We start from the raw sequence: 16,320 nt of genomic DNA on the forward strand, positions 1-16,320 counted from the left end.
GTCCGGTCAACCGACCTCAGTTCAGGCGTTCGAGCACCATGGCCATGCCCTGGCCGCCGCCCACGCACATGGTCTCCAGGCCGATGGTCTTGTCGTGCCACTCCAGCGCGTTGAGCAGGGTGCCGGTGATCCGGGCGCCGGACATGCCGAACGGGTGGCCGACGGCGATCGCGCCGCCCATCACGTTCAGCTTCTCCTCCGGGATGCCGAGCTGCCGGTACGACGGGATCACCTGGGCGGCGAACGCCTCGTTGATCTCGACCAGGTCGACGTCGTCGATGGTCATGCCGGCCCGCTTCAGCGCCTGCTTGGACGCCTCGACCGGGCCCAGGCCCATGATCTCCGGCGAGAGCGCGGTGACGCCGGTGGAGACGATCCGGGCCAGCGGGGTGAGCCCCAGTTCCCGCGCCCGCTCGGCGCTCATGACCACCACGGCGGCGGCGCCGTCGTTGAGCGGGCAGCAGTTGCCGGCGGTGATCCGGCCGTCCGGGCGGAAGACCGGCTTCAGGCCGGCCACCGCCTCCAGGGTCACCCCGGGGCGCGGGCCGTCGTCGGTGCTCACCACGGTGCCGTCCGGCGTGGTGACCGGGGTGATCTCGCGGGCCCAGAAGCCGTCCGCGATCGCCTTCTCGGCGAGGTTCTGGCTGCGGACGCCGAACGCGTCCATGTCCGCGCGGGTGACGTCGTGGACCTGGGCCAGGTTCTCCGCCGTCTGGCCCATGGTCAGGTAGATGTCGGGGAGCTGGCCGTCCTCGCGCGGGTCGGTCCACACCTCGGCGCCGCCCTGGGCCCGGGCCTTCGAGCGCTCGCGCGCCGCCGCGAACCGCGGGTTCTCCCACCCGCCGCCGACCAGCGCCTGCGCCTCGGGCGGCAGGGTGTCCGAGTTGCCCCGCGCGTACCGGGATACGGTCTCGACACCGGCGGAGATGAAGACGTCGCCCTCGCCCGCCCGGATCGCGTGCATCGACATCCGGGTGGTCTGCAGCGAGGAGGCGCAGTAGCGGGTCAGGGTGGCGCCGGGCAGGCCGTCCAGGCCCAGCAGGGTGGCGACCACCCGGGCCATGTTGAAGCCCTGCTCGCCGCCGGGCAGGCCGCAGCCCAGGTAGAGGTCGTCGATGGTGGTGGGATCGAGCGCCGGGACCTTGTCGAGGGCGGCCTGGACGATGGTGGCGGCGAGGTCGTCCGGGCGGACCTCCCGCAGGGAACCCTTGAACGCGCGGCCGATGGGGGACCGGGCGGTGGCGACGATGACGGCGTCGCGGGGCGACTCAATCGGCATGAAACCAACGTTAACCCGCCGGTAACTTGTGGCGGAAGCCGCTCAGCGGGCGGGAAATGTCACCCCGCCGGCGCTCAGTGGTGGTGCCGGTAGGCGACCGCGGCGGCCGCCTCGACCGCCGGGAGCAGGGCGTGCGCCCAGACCCGGTAGCCGTCGGCGGAGGGGTGGAAGCCGTCGTGGCAGAGGGTGCCGGCATCCGCCCGGAACACCGGGCCGGTCTCGGTGCCCAGGTCGACGACGCCGCCGCCGGCGTCGAGCACGGCGGCCGTCTGGGCGCGCGCCATCCGCCGCCCCGACCAGCCGAGCACCTGCCGCAGCGGGGACGCGACCGCGCGGACCGCGCCGAGGTCGGGGCAGGTGCCCACGACCACCTCGACGTGCGCCTCGCGCAGCCGGCGCACCGCCGAGCCGAGGTAGGCCGCGGCATCGGCCGGACGGGCCAGCCCGGTGGCGTCGTTCGCCCCGATCAGGATCACCGCCACGTCGGGCCGCTCGCCGAGCAGTGCCCGGGCCACCTGGGTGGCCAGGTCGGTGGAGCGGGACCCGGAGACCCCCACGCTGGACAGGTGCACCCGCCGGCCGGTGGGTCCCTCGGCCAGCAGGTGGGCGAGCTGGCCGCCGATGGTCTCCTCGAAGCGTTCGACGCCGACGCCGAGCGCCGACGAGTCGCCGAGCAGCACCAGCCGCAGCGGCGGGGCGTCCGCCCGGCCGACCGTGGCGCGCAGCGCGAGGCCCAGCTCGGGCTGGGCGTACTCCCGGCCGCGGGCGGCGATGGCCTGGCCGGCGAGGACCGCCGCCCCGCCCACCGTGCCGGCGAGGAGGGAGAGCGCGGCGGCCCGGCCGAGCCGGACCGCGAGCTCGTTACGCTCGGTCATGACGACACCTCCCCAGCTCCCCCGGCCCGCGCGACCCCGCTCATGCCAGTCCCTCCAGCTGGGCGGGGTCGGCGGCGGCGGGCTGCGGCACCGCGCCGACGCCGAAGAAGGCCCGCCGCCGAAGCTGCGCCCAGCGGCCGCCGGGCCCGCGCTCGCGGCCCCGGACCTGGGTGCCGCTGACCTCGGTGCCGGCGTGCCGGGCCGCCTCGTGGGCCGCCTCGGGCAGCGACCGTACGCCCTCCGCCCCGGCGAGCGGGGGCCGGCGTTCCTGGCCGGCGCCCAGCGCGGAGAGCACGGTGGGCAGCAATGCCGCCGCGGCGACCGCGTACCCCTCGGCGGACGGGTGGAACCGGTCCCAGGCGAACATCCGGGTCGGCTCCGCGGCGAACCGCGGGCCGAGCAGGTCGCCGAGGGACACCGTCCAGCCGCCCGCCTCGACCACCGCCACCGTCTGCGCGGCGGCGAGCTGGCGGCTCCAGCGGCGGGCCAGCCAGCGCAGCGGCGGCTGGATCGGCCGGATCGCGCCCAGGTCGGGGCAGGTGCCGACGACCACCTCGCAGCCGGCGGCCCGCAGCGTGCGGACCGCGTCGACGAGGTAGCGCACGGCCACCGAGGCCGGGGTGCGGTTGGTGACGTCGTTGCCGCCGACCAGGACGACCGCGATGTCCGGTTCGACCTCCAGGGCCGACTCGACCTGCGGCTTCAGCCCGGCGGACAGGGCGCCCACCACGGCGAACCGGTGCAGCCGGACCGGCCGGTGCAGCCGGCGGGACAGCCCGGTGGCCAGCAGCGCGCCCGGGGTCTCCCGGCGGCGGTGCACGCCGTAGCCGGCGGCGGAGGAGTCACCGAGGATCACCATGGTGACCGGCGGCCCGGGCAGCTTCGCCCCGTAGACGCCGTCGCAGCGCGGCGGGGGCGCCTCGGCCATCGGGATGGTGCGCCGGGCCTGGCGGGCCTGCCCGAGCAGCACGCCGCCCGTGGCGACCGTGGCCGCCACCGTGGCGCCCGTGCCGATCGCCGTCAGGCGGGCGATCCGCCGGGCGCGCTGCCAGCCGCCCGGCGCGACGGAACCAGCGTCCCCCATGCACCGACATTATCGCGCCGCCACGACACCCGCTCTCCCCGTGATCGTCGCGGCTGGAACGGGACCGTTCCGGGTACCGGTACGGGCAGGGGCGGGCTTGCGCGGAGACCGCACCCTGATCGAGCGGAAAGGGGCGAGGAGATGGGGAAGACATTGAAGCGGAGCGCGGCCTTCACCGCGCTGGCCCGGGCGCTGGCGGCCGGGGCGCGGGGTGGCCCGTCACTGGGCGCCCGGCTGGCGGCGCTGCCCCGGATGATCCGGGCCACCGCCCGGGGCGAGTACGACGGCGGCCTGCGGCTGGCCCTCATGGCCGGGGCCACGGCGTACATCGTCTCGCCGATCGACCTGCTGCCGGAGATCCCACTGGCGATCTTCGGCCTGGCCGACGACGCGGTGATGGTCACCTGGCTGGCCGGCAGCGTGCTCGCCGAGACCGACCGCTTCCTGGAGTGGGAGGCACGTCGCAGGTCCGTCATCCCGGGGCATGTGGTGCCCTGACGGCACGTACCCTGGGCGACGAACTGACGACTTACCGGCCGCCCCACGACGGCGGCGCGACGAAGGGCACAACGAGGTGCAGTACTACGACAACGTGGTCGAGCTGATCGGCAACACCCCGCTGGTACGCCTGCGCAACGTCACCGAGGGCATCCAGGCGACCGTGCTGGCGAAGGTGGAGTACGTCAACCCGGGCGGTTCGGTGAAGGACCGGATCGCGCTGCGGATGGTCGAGGACGCCGAGAAGGCGGGCCTGCTCCAGCCCGGGGGCACGATCGTCGAGCCGACCAGCGGCAACACCGGCGTCGGGCTGGCCCTCGTCGCCCAGCTCAAGGGCTACAAGTGCGTCTTCGTCTGCCCGGACAAGGTCAGCCAGGACAAGCAGGACGTGCTGCGGGCGTACGGCGCCGAGGTGGTGGTCTGCCCGACCGCCGTGGCGCCGGAGGACCCGCGCTCCTACTACAACGTCTCCGACCGGCTGGCCCGGGAGATCCCCGGCGCCTGGAAGCCCAACCAGTACAGCAACCCGGCCAACCCGCGCTCGCACTACGAGACCACCGGGCCGGAGCTCTGGCAGCAGACCGAGGGGCGGCTCACCCACTTCGTGGCGGGTGTCGGCACCGGCGGCACCATCTCCGGCATCGGCCGCTACCTGAAGGAGGCGTCCGAGGGGCGGGTCCGGGTGATCGGCGCGGACCCGGAGGGCTCGGTCTACTCCGGCGGCACCGGCCGGCCCTACCTGGTCGAGGGCGTCGGCGAGGACTTCTGGCCGGAGACCTACGACCGGAGCGTGGCCGACGAGATCGTCGAGGTCTCGGACAAGCAGTCCTTCGAGATGACCCGGCGGCTGGCCCGCGAGGAGGGGCTGCTGGTCGGTGGCTCCTGCGGCATGGCCGTGGTGGCGGCCCTTGAGGTGGCTCGCAAGGCCGGCCCGGACGACGTGGTCGTGGTGCTGCTGCCGGACAGCGGCAAGGGCTACCTGTCGAAGATCTTCAACGACACGTGGATGGCCCGGTACGGCTTCCTGGACAACTCGGGCACCGAGCCGACCGTGGCCGACGCGCTCGGCGGCAAGCCGGGCGGCCTCCCCGAGCTGGTGCACGTCCACCCGACCGAGACGGTCCGGGACGCGATCGACTACATGCGGGAATACGGTGTCTCCCAGCTGCCGGTGCTCAAGGCCGAGCCGCCGGTGGTGACCGGCGAGGTGGCCGGCTCGATCGCCGAGAAGGACCTGCTCGACGCGCTCTTCACCGGCCAGGCCCACCTGCACGACACGATCGAGCGGCACATGACCGACCCGCTGCCCATGATCGGCGGCGGCCAGCCGGTGAGCGAGGCGGTCGCGCTGCTGGAGAAGGCCGACGCCGCGCTGGTGCTGGTCGACGGCAAGCCCAAGGGCGTGCTGACCCGGCAGGACCTGCTCGCCCACCTCGGCGCGCGCTGACGTCGACGCGAGGGCCGCACCCCGGCGGGTGCGGCCCTCGTCGCGTCACCGGCCCAGCTCGGTGGGAACGGCCACCACGTCGACGTACGCCCCCTTGCGCAGCACCGTGACGGGCAGGCGGGCGCCGATCGCCGGGCCGAGCATCAGCCGTTGCAGGCCCTGGCCGTCCTGCACCGGTCGGCCACCGGCCGCCACGATCACGTCGCCGAGGTAGAGCCCGGCCATCCCGGCCGGGCTGCCCGGTACCACCTCGACCACCCGCAGCCCGCGCCGCTGCCCCGTCCGGGCGGTGATCTCCGGTGGCAGCGGCACCGGCACCCCGGCCACACCCAGCCAGGCCCGACGGACCCGGCCGCCCGTGGTCAGGTCGGCGATGATCTGCCGGGTGGTGGCGTTGATCGGCACGGCCAGCCCGAGGCCGTACCCGGCGACCGCCGTGTTGACCCCGACGACCCGCCCGGCCGAGTCGGCCAGCGCCCCGCCGGAGTTGCCCGGGTTCAGCGCCGCGTCGGTCTGGATGACGTCCTCGATGAGCCGGACGACCCGCCCGTCCCGGGCCGGCAGCGATCGGCCCAGCCCGGAGACCACCCCGGCGGTGACCGAGCCGGCCAGCCCCATCGGGTTGCCGACCGCGACCACCAGCTGGCCGATCCGCAGCCGGTCCGCGTCGCCCAGCTCCACGGGCTCGACGGTCGCCCGGTCCGCCCGCAGCACGGCCAGGTCGGAGAGCGGGTCGGCGCCGACCACCCGGAACCCAGCCTCGGTGCCGTCGCCGAAGGCGGCCGACCCGTCCCGGGCGCCCTGCACCACGTGGGCGCTGGTGAGCAGCAGCCCGTCCGGGCCGATCACCACGGCCGAGCCGGCGCCGGCGCCGCGCGGGGTCCGCACCGACAGGGCGGCCACGCTGGGCAGCACCCGGGCGGCCACGCCCGTCACCACCCGGGAGTACGCGTCGAGCGCGGCATCCTCCGCCCGCTCGGTGTGCTCGGTGTCCATGCCGGTGCCAACGCGCCGGCATCGACACCCATGCCCCGATCCGCTCAGAGCGAACGGGCGTAGCGGAGCTGGGGGACGACGGTGGCGCCGATGACGTCGTCGCGCTGCTCGCCGGTGGCGGTCCAGCCGCCGCGCTCGTAGAACCGGCGGGCGGCAGCGTTGTCCCGGAGCACCCAGAGCGCCGCCCGGGACCAGCCGCGGTCCCGCATGGCGTCGAGGGCGTCCACCATCAGCGCACGCCCGGTGCCCCGGCCCCGCTCGGCCGGCTCCAGGTGGATGGCGTTGAGCAGGCCGGTGGCCGGGTCGCCGGCGTCGTCGGGCCCCAGGTAGCTGAAGCCGACCACCCGGCCGTCCCGCTCGGCCACGGTCATCCGGTGGTCCGCGCCCTCCCAGACCACCCGTTCCGTCCAGTAGCGGCCCATCGCCTCCGGGGTCGGATCCGCCAGCGCCTCTGCCGGCAGGAAGGACGAGTACGCCGCGACCCGGGACTGCTGGTGCAGGGCGCCGACCGCCATGAGGTCGGCTTCGGTGGCGGGGCGTAGGGAGATCGTCACCCGGCCGAGGCTACCCGGCGGGGCGGCACCTGCACCGTCATCAGATCCTCGGCGATCACCAGCTCCCCGGCGAACGCGGAGGCCTCGTCGGCGAAGCGGCGCAGGTCCGCGTACCGCTGGGAGAAGTGGGTGAGCACGAGCGTGCGTACCCCCGACTCGGCTGCCACCCGCGCGGCCTGGCCGGCGGTGAGGTGGCCGACCTCGGCGGCGAGGGCGGCCTCCGATTCCAGGAAGGTCGACTCGATGACCAGCATGTCGGCGTGCTCGGCCAGGGCCCACACGCCGTCGCAGAGCCCGGTGTCCATGACGAAGGCGAACCGCTGCCCCGGTCGGGTCACGCTCACCTCGTCCCGGGTGACGCGGCGTCCGTCCAGGTCCAGGTGGCCGTCGCGGAGGAGCTGACCGACGGCCGGACCGGCGATGCCGTACGCGGACAGCTTCTCCGGCAGCATGCGGCAGCCGTCCGGCTCGACGAGCCGGTAGCCGTACGTCTCGATCGGGTGCCGCAGCCGGCGGGCCTCCAGCGTGCCGATGCCCAGCGTGATCCGCTGCCCGTCCGCCTCGATCGGTTCGACGGCCAGCTCGGCGGTCTCGTAAAAGCTGGACGCGTGGCGCAGCCGGGCGAAGTATTCGGCGCCCCCGGCGGGAAAGTGCACGGCCACCGGGTGCGGGACCCGGTCCAGGGAGAGCCGCTGGATCATGCCGGGCAGGCCCAGGCAGTGGTCGCCGTGGAAGTGGGTGACGCAGATCCGGGTCAGGTCGGTGGCGGAGATCCCGGTGTGCAGCATCTGCCGCTGGCTGCCCTCGCCGGGGTCGAAGAGGAGCACCTCGTCGTCCCAGCGCAGCAGGTAGCCGTTGTGGTTGCGGTGCCGGGTGGGGGCCTGACTGGCCGTACCGAGGATCACCAGCTCGCGCATCGACAAGGCGGCCTCCTCCCAGCTGGGCTGACCGGTCCGGCTCCGCCGGACATGAAGCGACCCCCGGGGCTTCCGCGCTCGCGCGCGGGCCGGCTGGACTGGGCCGGCACCCCGGGGGTCGGGTGGCTGTCGTGGTTTCGCCGCACCGCTGCCACACGGTCTCGACGATCATGCAGGTGCCCGCCTCGCGGCGGACGGATTTCACTGTCGAGGACAGCGGCTAGCGGACAGCCACCTCACGAGTCCGATTGCTATACAAGTCTGGACCACCTCCTTTCCCGTGTACCGCCACGCTATCCACTTCCCGGCGAGCCCGGCAACGGATTTCGATCACAGGTCCGAGCGGGAATCCGCCGCGCCGTCACTCCAGGCCGATCGGGCCCTCGCGGGGGCCCTCCTGGGAGGCGGGCTGGACGGCCAGCGACGGGAAGTCCGCCAGGTCGCCCTCGGGCTCGGCGTCCCACTCGGGAAAGACCAGCGGCTTCTGGAGGTAGAGGCAGAGCAGTTGGGCGAGGTGCCGCAGCCCGTCGAGGTGGGTGCGCTCGTGCCCGTGGGTGGCGTCCACCCCGAAGCCGAGCAGCGCCACCCGGGCGTGCGCGCCCGCCTCGACCGCCGCCGCCACGTCCGAGCGGTAGTAGTCGAAGACGTCCCGGACCAGGTCGACGCCGTGTTCCCGGGCGATCGCGGCCAGGTGCCGGGTGAGGTGGTAGTCGAACGGACCCACCCCGTCGCCCATGGCCAGGGTGGCGGCGTCCTCCCGGGACTGCTGGCCCGGGGCGACCACCGCGGCGTCCACCGAGACGATCTCCGCGACGTCGGGGTCGAGGCCGTGGCTGGCCCCGTGCCCGATCTCCTCGGTGACCGTGACCAGCAGGTGCGCGGTGACCGCCGGGGTGACCCCCGCGTCGACCATCGCCTTGAACGCGGTCAGCACCGCGGCCACCCCGGCCTTGTCGTCCAGGTGCCGGGACTTGACGTACCCGCTCGGGGTGATCGTCGGGTTGGCCAGCAGCGCGACGAAGTCGCCGGCGTCGACGCCGAGTGCCCGCAGCCCGGCCTCGTCGGCGACCGGCTCGTCGACCCGGACCTCGACCAGCTCCCAGCCGACGCCCTGGAGGTCGACGCCCTCGTTGTAGCGGTGCCCGCTGGCCTTCAGCGGCAGCACCTGGCCGGTGACCACCCGCTCCAGGTCGTCGGTGAAGACCCGCACGTGGGCGCCCTCGGCGAAGCGGGCGCTGTGCGTGCCGATCGGCTTCACCTCCAGCCGGCCGTTCTCCTTGAGCCGCTTCACCATGCCGCCGATGGTGTCGGTGTGCACCACGATGGCCCGGTCGGCGCCGGTCTGCCGCGGCCCGGGCAGGCAGGCGCTCAGCGCCCCGCGCCGGGTCAGCGTCGAGCTGATGCCGAGCGCGGAGAGCCGCTCGCCCACGTACTGCTGGATGTGGTCGGTACGCCCCGCCGGGCTGGGGATCTCCAGCAGCTCCACCAGCACCTGGCGCAGGTAGTCGAGGTCGAGTTCCAGCGGCTTCGGGCTCACGCCGCCCCTCCCGTGCCGGCCGGCGACCAGAGCCGCTGCGGCGCCCGGGTGCCGGGGAAGAGCAGGTCGACGAAGCGCTCGGCGGTCGGCTGCGGCTCGTGGTTGGCCAGGCCGGGCCGCTCGTTCGCCTCGATGAACACGTGCTCCGGCCGGTCGGCGGCGGGGACCAGCAGGTCCAGCCCGGTGACCGGGATGTCCAGTGCCCGGCTGGCCGTCACGCACGCCTCGGCGATGGCGGGGTGCAGCTCGGCGGTCACGTCGTGGATGGTGCCCCCGGTGTGCAGGTTCGCGGTCCGGCGGACCGCCAGCACCTGCCCCTCGGCGAGCACGTCGTGCATCCGGTGGCCGGCCTCGGCCACCACCTCGCGGGTCATGTCGTCGATCGGGATCCGGGACTCCCCGCCGGTGGCGGCGGCGCGGCGGCGGCTCTGCCGCTCGATCAGCTCGGTGACGTCGTGCACCCCGTCCCCGGTGATCTGCGCGGGCCGGCGGACCGCCGCGGCCACCACCTCGTGGTCGATGACGACCACCCGCAGGTCCTCGCCCGCGCGCAGCTCCTCGATCAGTACGTCCGGGCAGAACCGGCGGGCCAGCTCGACGGCCGCGGTCAGCGCCTCCGGCGTGCGTACCCCGACCGTGATGCCGTTGCCCTGCTCGCCCCGGGCCGGCTTGACCACCACCGGCCCGACGTCGGCCAGGAAGGCCAGGTCGTCGGCGTCGCCCGTGGCGGTCCGGCCGCGCGGCACCGACAGCCCGGCCTCCGTGAGGATGCGCCGGGTCACCCGCTTGTCGTCGCAGCGGCTCATCGCCACCGCCGAGGTCAGCTCGGAGAGCGACTCGCGGGTGTGCACGGTCCGGCCGCCGCTGGTCAGCCGCAGCTCGCCCCAGCGCGGGTCGGTCACCTCGACCCGGATGCCGCGCCGCATCGCCTCGTCCGCGACGATCTTCGCGTACGGGTTCAGCTCGTCGTATCCCGCCGGCAGGGCGGGCAGGAAGAGCCGCTCGTTGATCGGGTTCTTCCGCTTCACACAGAGCGTCCCCGTGCGGTGGAAGCCGAGCCGCTCGTAGAGCCGGATCGCCCCCGAGTTCTCGGCCAGCACCGACAGGTCCACGTACGCCCGGCCGCGCGCGTCGAGCCGGTCGGCCAGCGCGGTGAGCAGCGCCTGGCCGGTGCCGGGCGGCGCGGTGTTGAAGTCCACGGTCAGGCACCAGAGGCTGGCGCCGTTCTCCGGGTCGCCGAAGACCGCGACGTGGTCCACCCCGGTGATGGTGCCGACCACCTCGCCGGTGGCGTCCTCCGCGACCAGGTGCAGGAACCGGTCGGTGCCGGCGTTGTCGACCAGCACCTCGACGGGCGCCGTGACCATGCCGTTGCGGGCGTAGATCCGGTTCACCGCGTCCGCGTCGCCGGCGTCGCGCAGCGGCCGGACCGCCAGGCCGGGGATCTCGCTGCCCTCGGTCGCGGCCGGCCGGTGCTCGCCGAGCTGCAGCCGGTAGGTCAGCGACGGGTCGATGAACAACTCGTCGGGGAGGCGGGAGACCAGCACGTGCGGGTCGCGCAGGTAGATGCAGATGTCCCGGGCGCCGGCCGCCTCGGAGCGCAGCACGTCGGCGACGGCGGCCTGCTCGGCGAAGGTCTGCCCGAAGACCAGCCGGCCCCAGCCGCAGTCCAGCACCACACCGGACCCGTCGGTCGGCCGCCGGGGCGGCTCGGGGGTGCCGGGCGCCACCGGGTCGCCGCCCGGGCCGACCCGCTCCCGGCGCCGGCCCAGCACCCGTTCCCGGTCGGAACGCGCCGCGCCGGTGGCGAGGGTGTCGCTCACGGTCAGTCGATTCCGTGGCTCTGGAGCCACATTTCCAGGAGTCCCAGCTGCCACAGCTTGTTTCCGTTCAACGGGGTCAGTTCGGCGTTCGGGTCGGCGAGCAGCGCGTCGACGTAGTCGGCGCGGAACAGGTCGCGGCGCCGCGCCTCGGGCGCGGTGAGCGCGTCGCGTACCCGGTCGAGCAGCTTGCCCTCCAGGTGGGTGAGGCCCGGGACCGGGAAGTAGCCCTTCGGCCGGTCGATGACCTCGTGCGGCAGGACCCGCCGGCCGATCTCCTTGAGCACGCCCTTGCCGCCCTGGGCCAGCTTCAGCTCCGGCGGGCAGCTCGCGGCCAGCTCGACGAACTCGTGGTCGAGGAACGGCACCCGGGCCTCCAGCCCGTGTGCCATGGTCATGTTGTCGACCCGCTTCACCGGGTCGTCGGTCAGCATGACCTGGGTGTCGATGCGCAGGCCGGCGTCGACCGCCGTCTGCGCGCCGGGCCGGCCGAGGTGGGCGGCCACGAACTCCCGCGCCGGGTCGCCCTCGGCCAGCCACGCGGGGTTGAGCACCCGGGTCAGGCCCGCCGCGTCGCGGTCGAAGAACGCCGTCGCGTACGTCTCGAGCGCCCGCTCCCGGTCGATCCCGGCCAGCGGCGGGTACCAGTGGTAGCCGCCCAGGATCTCGTCCGCGCCCTGGCCCGACTGGACCACCTTGACGTGCCGGGCGACCTCCTGGCTGAGCAGCCAGAACGCCACGCAGTCGTGGCTGACCATGGGCTCGCTCATCGCGGCGACGGCGGCCTCGAGCGGCGGCAGCAGGTCGCCGGTGGGCACCCGGAGCTGGTGGTGGTCGGTGCTGAAGGTCTTCGCCACCAGGTCGGAGTAGACGAACTCGTCGCCCTCCCGGCCGCCGACCGCGTCGAAGCCGATGGAGAAGGTGGCCAGACCGGACTGCCCCTCGCCGGCCAGCAGAGCGACCACCAGGCTGGAGTCGAGCCCGCCGGAGAGCAGCACGCCCACCGGCACGTCGGCCACCATCCGGCGGCGGACGGCGGTGGTCAGCGACTCCAGCAGCGCGTCCTGCCAGTCCCGCTCGGACCAGCCGGCCCGCTCGGCGGCGCGGGTGAAGGACGGGTCCCAGTAGACCCGGTCGTGGGTGGTCCCGTCCGGCTCGTACACCCGGACCGTGGCCGGGGGGAGCTTGGCGACGCCGCGCAGGATGGTCCGCGGCGGCGGCACGATGCTGTGGAAGCTCAGGTAGTGGGCGAGCGCCACGGGGTCGATGGCCGTGTCGACGCCGCCGCCCGCGAGCAGCGCCGGCAGGGTCGACGCGAAGCGCACCACGCCGGGGCTCTCGGCCAGGTAGAGCGGCTTGATGCCGAGCCGGTCCCGGGCCAGCACCAGCCGGCCGGTGTCCCGTTCGCTGATCGCCACCGCGAACATGCCGACCAGGTGGTCGACGAAGTCGAGCCCCCACTCGGCGTACGCCTTGACCACGACCTCGCTGTCGCCGGCCGAGAAGAAGCGGTGCCCCCTGGCCCGCAACTCCTCGCGCAGCTCACGGTAGTTGTAGATGCACCCGTTGAAGACGCCGGTGAGCCCGGCGGCCGGGTCGACCAGCGGCTGGCCGCTGGCGGCCGAGAGGTCGATGATCTTCAGGCGGCGGTGGCCGAGGGCGACCGGCCCCTGGGACCAGACCCCGCTGTCGTCCGGGCCCCGGTCGCTCATGGTGGCCGCCATCCGCTCCACCGCCGCGACGTCGGCCCGCGATCCGTCCCTCCGGAACTCTCCTGCCAGTCCGCACATGCCAGGCAATGCTGCCAGAGACTGTTGCGGTCCGCCTGGTGAGCTGATGTCGGGGACGTTACGTCTTTGCTAGGATGCGCGACCACCCCGACCCGGCGGCTGGCCTGGATGAAGATCCGGTGGCCGGGCGGGCCGGTGCCCGAATCGGGCCGGGCCCGCGATGTGACAAACACCGCAGGCCCGGAAACGGACGTCGGGTCGCTCAGCCGGCGGTACGAGCCACGCCGACCGGGCAGCTCAGCCCGTTGGGGCCGTGGTTGCAGTACCCGTTCGGGTTCTTCGTCGGCGCGAGGTACTGCTGGTGGTAGTCCTCGGCGAAGTAGTACTCGCCGAGCCGGGCGATCTCCGTGGTGATCTCACCCTTGCCGGCCCGCGCCACGATCGGCGCGAACGCGTCCCGCGAGGCCTGTGCGGTGGCCAGCTGCTCGTCGGTGGTGGCGTAGACCGCCGACCGGTACTGCGTACCGACGTCGTTGCCCTGGCGCATGCCCTGGGTCGGGTCGTGGTTCTCCCAGAAGACCTTGAGCAGGTCCTCGTAGCTGATCCTCGACGGGTCGTAGACCACCTGGACCACCTCGGCGTGCCCGGTCATCCCCGAGCAGACCTCCTCGTACGTCGGGTTGGTGGTGTACCCACCCGCGTAGCCGGCCGACGTGGTGACGACGCCGGGGAGGGTCCAGAAGAGCCGCTCGGCACCCCAGAAACAGCCCATCCCGAAGACGGCGACCTGCGCGCCCTCGGGGAAGGGGCCCTTCAGCGAGGACGGCAGCACCTCGTGCCGGTCGGCGATCGGCATCGCGATCGGGCGGCCCGGCAGGGCCTGGCCGGGAGAGATCATCTCGGCCTTGATGCGGCGAAGGAACACGGTGGGACTCCTCTCGTGGCTTTCCCAGCGGGTTCAACAGCGCCGGCCCCCGGTTCCTTACCCGACGGTCCCGGGCTCAGGCCAGCGCGGCGGCGACCCGGCCGGCGAAGTCCTCGGCCTCGGCGTCGTCGGCGTACCGGGTCCGCGGCCAGAAGAAGCCGCGCAGCCCGTCGCCCCTGGTCCGGGGCACCACGTGGGTGTGCAGGTGCGGGACCGACTGGGACACCTTGTTGTTCATGGCCACGAACGTCCCGCCCGATCCCAGGCCGGCCTCCACCGCCACCGCGAGCCGCTGCACCAGCCGGAAGTAGCCGGGCAGCGCGTCGGCCGGCAGGTCGGCCAGGGTGACCAGGTGCGTACGGGGCACCACCAGCACGTGGCCCTTGAACACCGGCCGGGTGTCCAGGAAGGCCACCCCGTCCGCCTCGTCGGCGACCCGGAACGCCGGCACCTCGCCCGCCACGATCCCGCAGAACACGCACCCGCTCACCCCGCCAGGTTAGGCGCTGACCCCCGAGGTCGCCGGTTGCCGGGCCGATCTTGGCGACCTCCCGTTCGTCTGGATCGGCAACCCGCCAAGATTCACTTCAACAGCCGGCGCGGTCCGCGGGCGGGTTCCACGCGGTGGGACGGGGCGGGCGGGCTAACGTCTCGGGGATGAGTCACGGCTTCGAGACGCTCGCCATCCACGCCGGTCAGGACCCGGAGGCCCGCACCGGCGCGGTGATCCCGCCGATCTATCAGACCAGCACCTACGCCCAGGACGCCGTCGGCGCGCCCCGGGAGGGCTACGAGTACAGCCGCTCCGGCAACCCCACCCGGGACGCGCTCCAGGAGTGCCTCGCCGCGCTGGAGGGCGGGCCGGTGGGGCTCGCCTTCGCCAGCGGCCTGGCCGCCGAGGACACCTTGCTGCGGACCGTCTGCAAGCCGGGGGACCACGTGGTGATCCCGGACGACGCGTACGGCGGCACCTACCGGCTCTTCGCCAAGGTGGCCGAGCGCTGGGGGCTCGACTACACCCCGGCCAAGGTCTCCGACCCGGACGCGGTCCGGGCCGCGATCCGCCCCGGCGCCACCCGGATCGTCTGGGTGGAGACGCCGACCAACCCGCTGCTCGGCATCGCCGACATCGCCGCGCTGGCCGCCGTCGCGCACGAGGCCGACGCGCTGCTGGTGGTCGACAACACCTTCGCCTCGCCGTACCTCCAGCAGCCGATCGCGTTCGGCGCGGACGTGGTGGTCCACTCGACCACCAAGTACATCGGTGGTCACTCCGACGTGGTCGGTGGCGCCCTGATCGCCGCCGACCGGACGCTCGGCGAGGAGTTGCGCTACCACCAGAACGCGATGGGCGCCGTCAACGGCCCCTTCGACGCCTGGCTCACCCTGCGCGGCATCAAGACCCTCGGGGTACGGATGGACCGGCACTGCGACAACGCCGAGCGGATCGCCGCCTACCTGGACGGTCACGCGAAGGTCGCGCAGGTCATCTACCCGGGTCTGCCGGCGCACCCGGGTCACGAGGTGGCCGCCAAGCAGATGCGCCGGTTCGGCGGCATGATCTCCTTCCGCGCGGCGGGCGGCGAGGAGCACGCCGTGGAGATCTGCAACCGGGCCAAGCTCTTCGTGCTCGCCGAGTCGCTCGGCGGGGTCGAATCCCTGATCGAGCACCCGGGACGGATGACACACGCGAGTGCTGCCGGCTCGCCGCTTGAAGTTCCCGGCGATCTCGTGCGACTGTCTGTCGGCATCGAGACGGTCGACGACCTGCTCGCCGATCTGGAGCAGGCGCTGGGCTGACGCTGGCTGGGGAGGATGGCCGTGCAGGACATCATGCCGACGACCTGGGTGGGGGCGACCGCGAAGCAGATCGCCCGCGGCGTACGCCGGGGTGACGTCTCCGCCACCCAGGTCGTGGCCGACCACCTCGACCACATCGCCCGGGCCGACGCCGAGCTGGCCGCGTTCCGCGCGGTACGCGGCGGCGAGGCGATTACCGAGGCGGAGAAGGTCGACGAGCAGGAGGACCTGGCCAACCTCCCCCTGGCCGGCGTGCCGGTGGCGGTCAAGGAGAACACCCCGGTCGCCGGCCTGCCGACGTGGAACGGGTCGGCCGCGGTGCGTACCCCGGTGGCGGAGGCCGACCACGAGGTGGTCCGCCGGCTGCGCGGCGCGGGCGCGGTGATCCTCGGCGTGACCCGGATGCCGGAGTTGGGCCTCTGGGCCCTCACCGACGACGAGACCGGGGTGACCCGCAACCCGTGGGACCCGGCGCGCACCCCCGGCGGTTCTTCCGGCGGGGCGGCCGCCGCGGTGGCCGCCGGGCTGGTGCCGATGGCGCACGGCAACGACGGCCTCGGCTCGATCCGCATCCCGGCGGCCTGCTGCGGGCTGGTCGGGCTCAAGCCCGGCCGGGGCGTGGTGCCCTGCCAGCTCGGCGCGGACGACTGGTTCGGCCTCACCGAGCACGGCATGCTGACCAGCACGGTGGCCGACGCGGTGGTCGGCTTCTCGGTGCTGGCCGGGCGGCGCCCGGAGAAGCTGGTCCCGCCGCCGCGGCTGCGGGTCGGCGTCTCGCTGCGTTCCCCGGTGCGCGGCGTCTCGCCGGACGCGCCGAACCGCGACGCGGTCGCCGCCGCCGGCCGGCTGCTCGCCGCC

At 74.1% G+C, this 16,320-nt stretch carries 15 protein-coding genes; 4 read left to right on the top strand and 11 right to left on the bottom strand.

The window, feature by feature from the left end; genetic code table 11:
- Nucleotides 1-16: 16 nt before the first annotated feature.
- The 3 genes from B0E53_RS11730 to B0E53_RS11740 form a co-directional block, all read right to left on the bottom strand.
- Nucleotides 17-1,279 (bottom strand): acetyl-CoA C-acetyltransferase, encoded by a 1,263-nt coding sequence (locus B0E53_RS11730; protein ID WP_107076083.1) that lies wholly within the window; start codon nucleotides 1,277-1,279, stop codon nucleotides 17-19.
- Between the two features lie 74 nt (nucleotides 1,280-1,353).
- Nucleotides 1,354-2,154, bottom strand: a complete 801-nt coding sequence (locus B0E53_RS11735) for an SGNH/GDSL hydrolase family protein (protein ID WP_107076084.1) — start codon at nucleotides 2,152-2,154, stop codon at nucleotides 1,354-1,356.
- 40 nt (nucleotides 2,155-2,194) lie between these two features.
- Nucleotides 2,195-3,238, bottom strand: coding sequence for an SGNH/GDSL hydrolase family protein (locus B0E53_RS11740; RefSeq protein ID WP_107076085.1), 1,044 nt, complete (start codon nucleotides 3,236-3,238; stop codon nucleotides 2,195-2,197).
- A 141-nt stretch (nucleotides 3,239-3,379) separates the two neighbouring features.
- Between B0E53_RS11740 and B0E53_RS11745 the strand changes: the two genes are divergently transcribed.
- Nucleotides 3,380-3,736 (top strand): YkvA family protein, encoded by a 357-nt coding sequence (locus B0E53_RS11745; protein WP_107076086.1) that lies wholly within the window; start codon nucleotides 3,380-3,382, stop codon nucleotides 3,734-3,736.
- A 76-nt stretch (nucleotides 3,737-3,812) separates the two neighbouring features.
- Nucleotides 3,813-5,183, top strand: coding sequence for a cystathionine beta-synthase (locus tag B0E53_RS11750; RefSeq protein ID WP_107076087.1), 1,371 nt, complete (start codon nucleotides 3,813-3,815; stop codon nucleotides 5,181-5,183).
- A 45-nt stretch (nucleotides 5,184-5,228) separates the two neighbouring features.
- Here the strand turns inward: B0E53_RS11750 and B0E53_RS11755 are convergent, their stop codons facing one another.
- The 8 genes from B0E53_RS11755 to B0E53_RS11790 all read right to left on the bottom strand — a co-directional run bounded on the left by B0E53_RS11755 (nucleotide 5,229) and on the right by B0E53_RS11790 (nucleotide 14,152).
- Complete coding sequence (locus B0E53_RS11755; protein ID WP_107076088.1) at nucleotides 5,229-6,179, bottom strand: trypsin-like peptidase domain-containing protein; 951 nt, start codon at nucleotides 6,177-6,179, stop codon at nucleotides 5,229-5,231.
- A gap of 44 nt (nucleotides 6,180-6,223) precedes the next feature.
- Nucleotides 6,224-6,733: a GNAT family N-acetyltransferase gene (locus B0E53_RS11760; RefSeq protein WP_107076089.1), complete on the bottom strand. Its 510-nt coding sequence runs from the start codon at nucleotides 6,731-6,733 to the stop codon at nucleotides 6,224-6,226.
- Complete coding sequence (locus tag B0E53_RS11765) at nucleotides 6,730-7,656, bottom strand: ribonuclease Z (RefSeq protein WP_107076090.1); 927 nt, start codon at nucleotides 7,654-7,656, stop codon at nucleotides 6,730-6,732. The genes B0E53_RS11760 and B0E53_RS11765 overlap by 4 nt, the downstream gene beginning before the upstream one ends.
- 355 nt (nucleotides 7,657-8,011) lie before the next feature.
- Nucleotides 8,012-9,187, bottom strand: a complete 1,176-nt coding sequence (locus B0E53_RS11770) for an osmoprotectant NAGGN system M42 family peptidase (protein WP_107076091.1) — start codon at nucleotides 9,185-9,187, stop codon at nucleotides 8,012-8,014.
- Nucleotides 9,184-11,010 carry an N-acetylglutaminylglutamine synthetase gene (gene ngg / locus B0E53_RS11775; RefSeq protein ID WP_107076092.1) on the bottom strand — a complete coding sequence of 609 codons (1,827 nt, stop codon included), beginning with the start codon at nucleotides 11,008-11,010 and terminating at the stop codon, nucleotides 9,184-9,186. Before ngg ends, B0E53_RS11770 begins: the two co-directional genes overlap by 4 nt.
- A 2-nt stretch (nucleotides 11,011-11,012) precedes the next feature.
- Nucleotides 11,013-12,797 (bottom strand): N-acetylglutaminylglutamine amidotransferase, encoded by a 1,785-nt coding sequence (locus B0E53_RS11780; protein ID WP_107076093.1) that lies wholly within the window; start codon nucleotides 12,795-12,797, stop codon nucleotides 11,013-11,015.
- A 202-nt stretch (nucleotides 12,798-12,999) separates the two neighbouring features.
- Nucleotides 13,000-13,662, bottom strand: a complete 663-nt coding sequence (gene msrA / locus B0E53_RS11785; protein WP_107076094.1) for a peptide-methionine (S)-S-oxide reductase MsrA — start codon at nucleotides 13,660-13,662, stop codon at nucleotides 13,000-13,002.
- Between the two features lie 76 nt (nucleotides 13,663-13,738).
- Nucleotides 13,739-14,152 (bottom strand): HIT family protein, encoded by a 414-nt coding sequence (locus B0E53_RS11790; RefSeq protein ID WP_107076095.1) that lies wholly within the window; start codon nucleotides 14,150-14,152, stop codon nucleotides 13,739-13,741.
- Nucleotides 14,153-14,319: 167 nt separating this feature from the next.
- On the opposite strand from B0E53_RS11790, the gene B0E53_RS11795 reads away from it, so the two are divergent.
- Both B0E53_RS11795 and B0E53_RS11800 read left to right on the top strand, forming a co-directional pair.
- Nucleotides 14,320-15,462, top strand: coding sequence for a cystathionine gamma-synthase (locus B0E53_RS11795; protein ID WP_107076096.1), 1,143 nt, complete (start codon nucleotides 14,320-14,322; stop codon nucleotides 15,460-15,462).
- A gap of 15 nt (nucleotides 15,463-15,477) precedes the next feature.
- Nucleotides 15,478-16,320 (top strand): amidase family protein (locus tag B0E53_RS11800; protein ID WP_246835353.1); only part of this gene is annotated, 843 nt, incomplete at its 3' end.

The organism is Micromonospora sp. MH33, assembly GCF_003013775.1.
In the GTDB taxonomy this organism is placed as follows: Bacteria; Actinomycetota; Actinomycetes; order Mycobacteriales; family Micromonosporaceae; genus Micromonospora; species Micromonospora fulviviridis.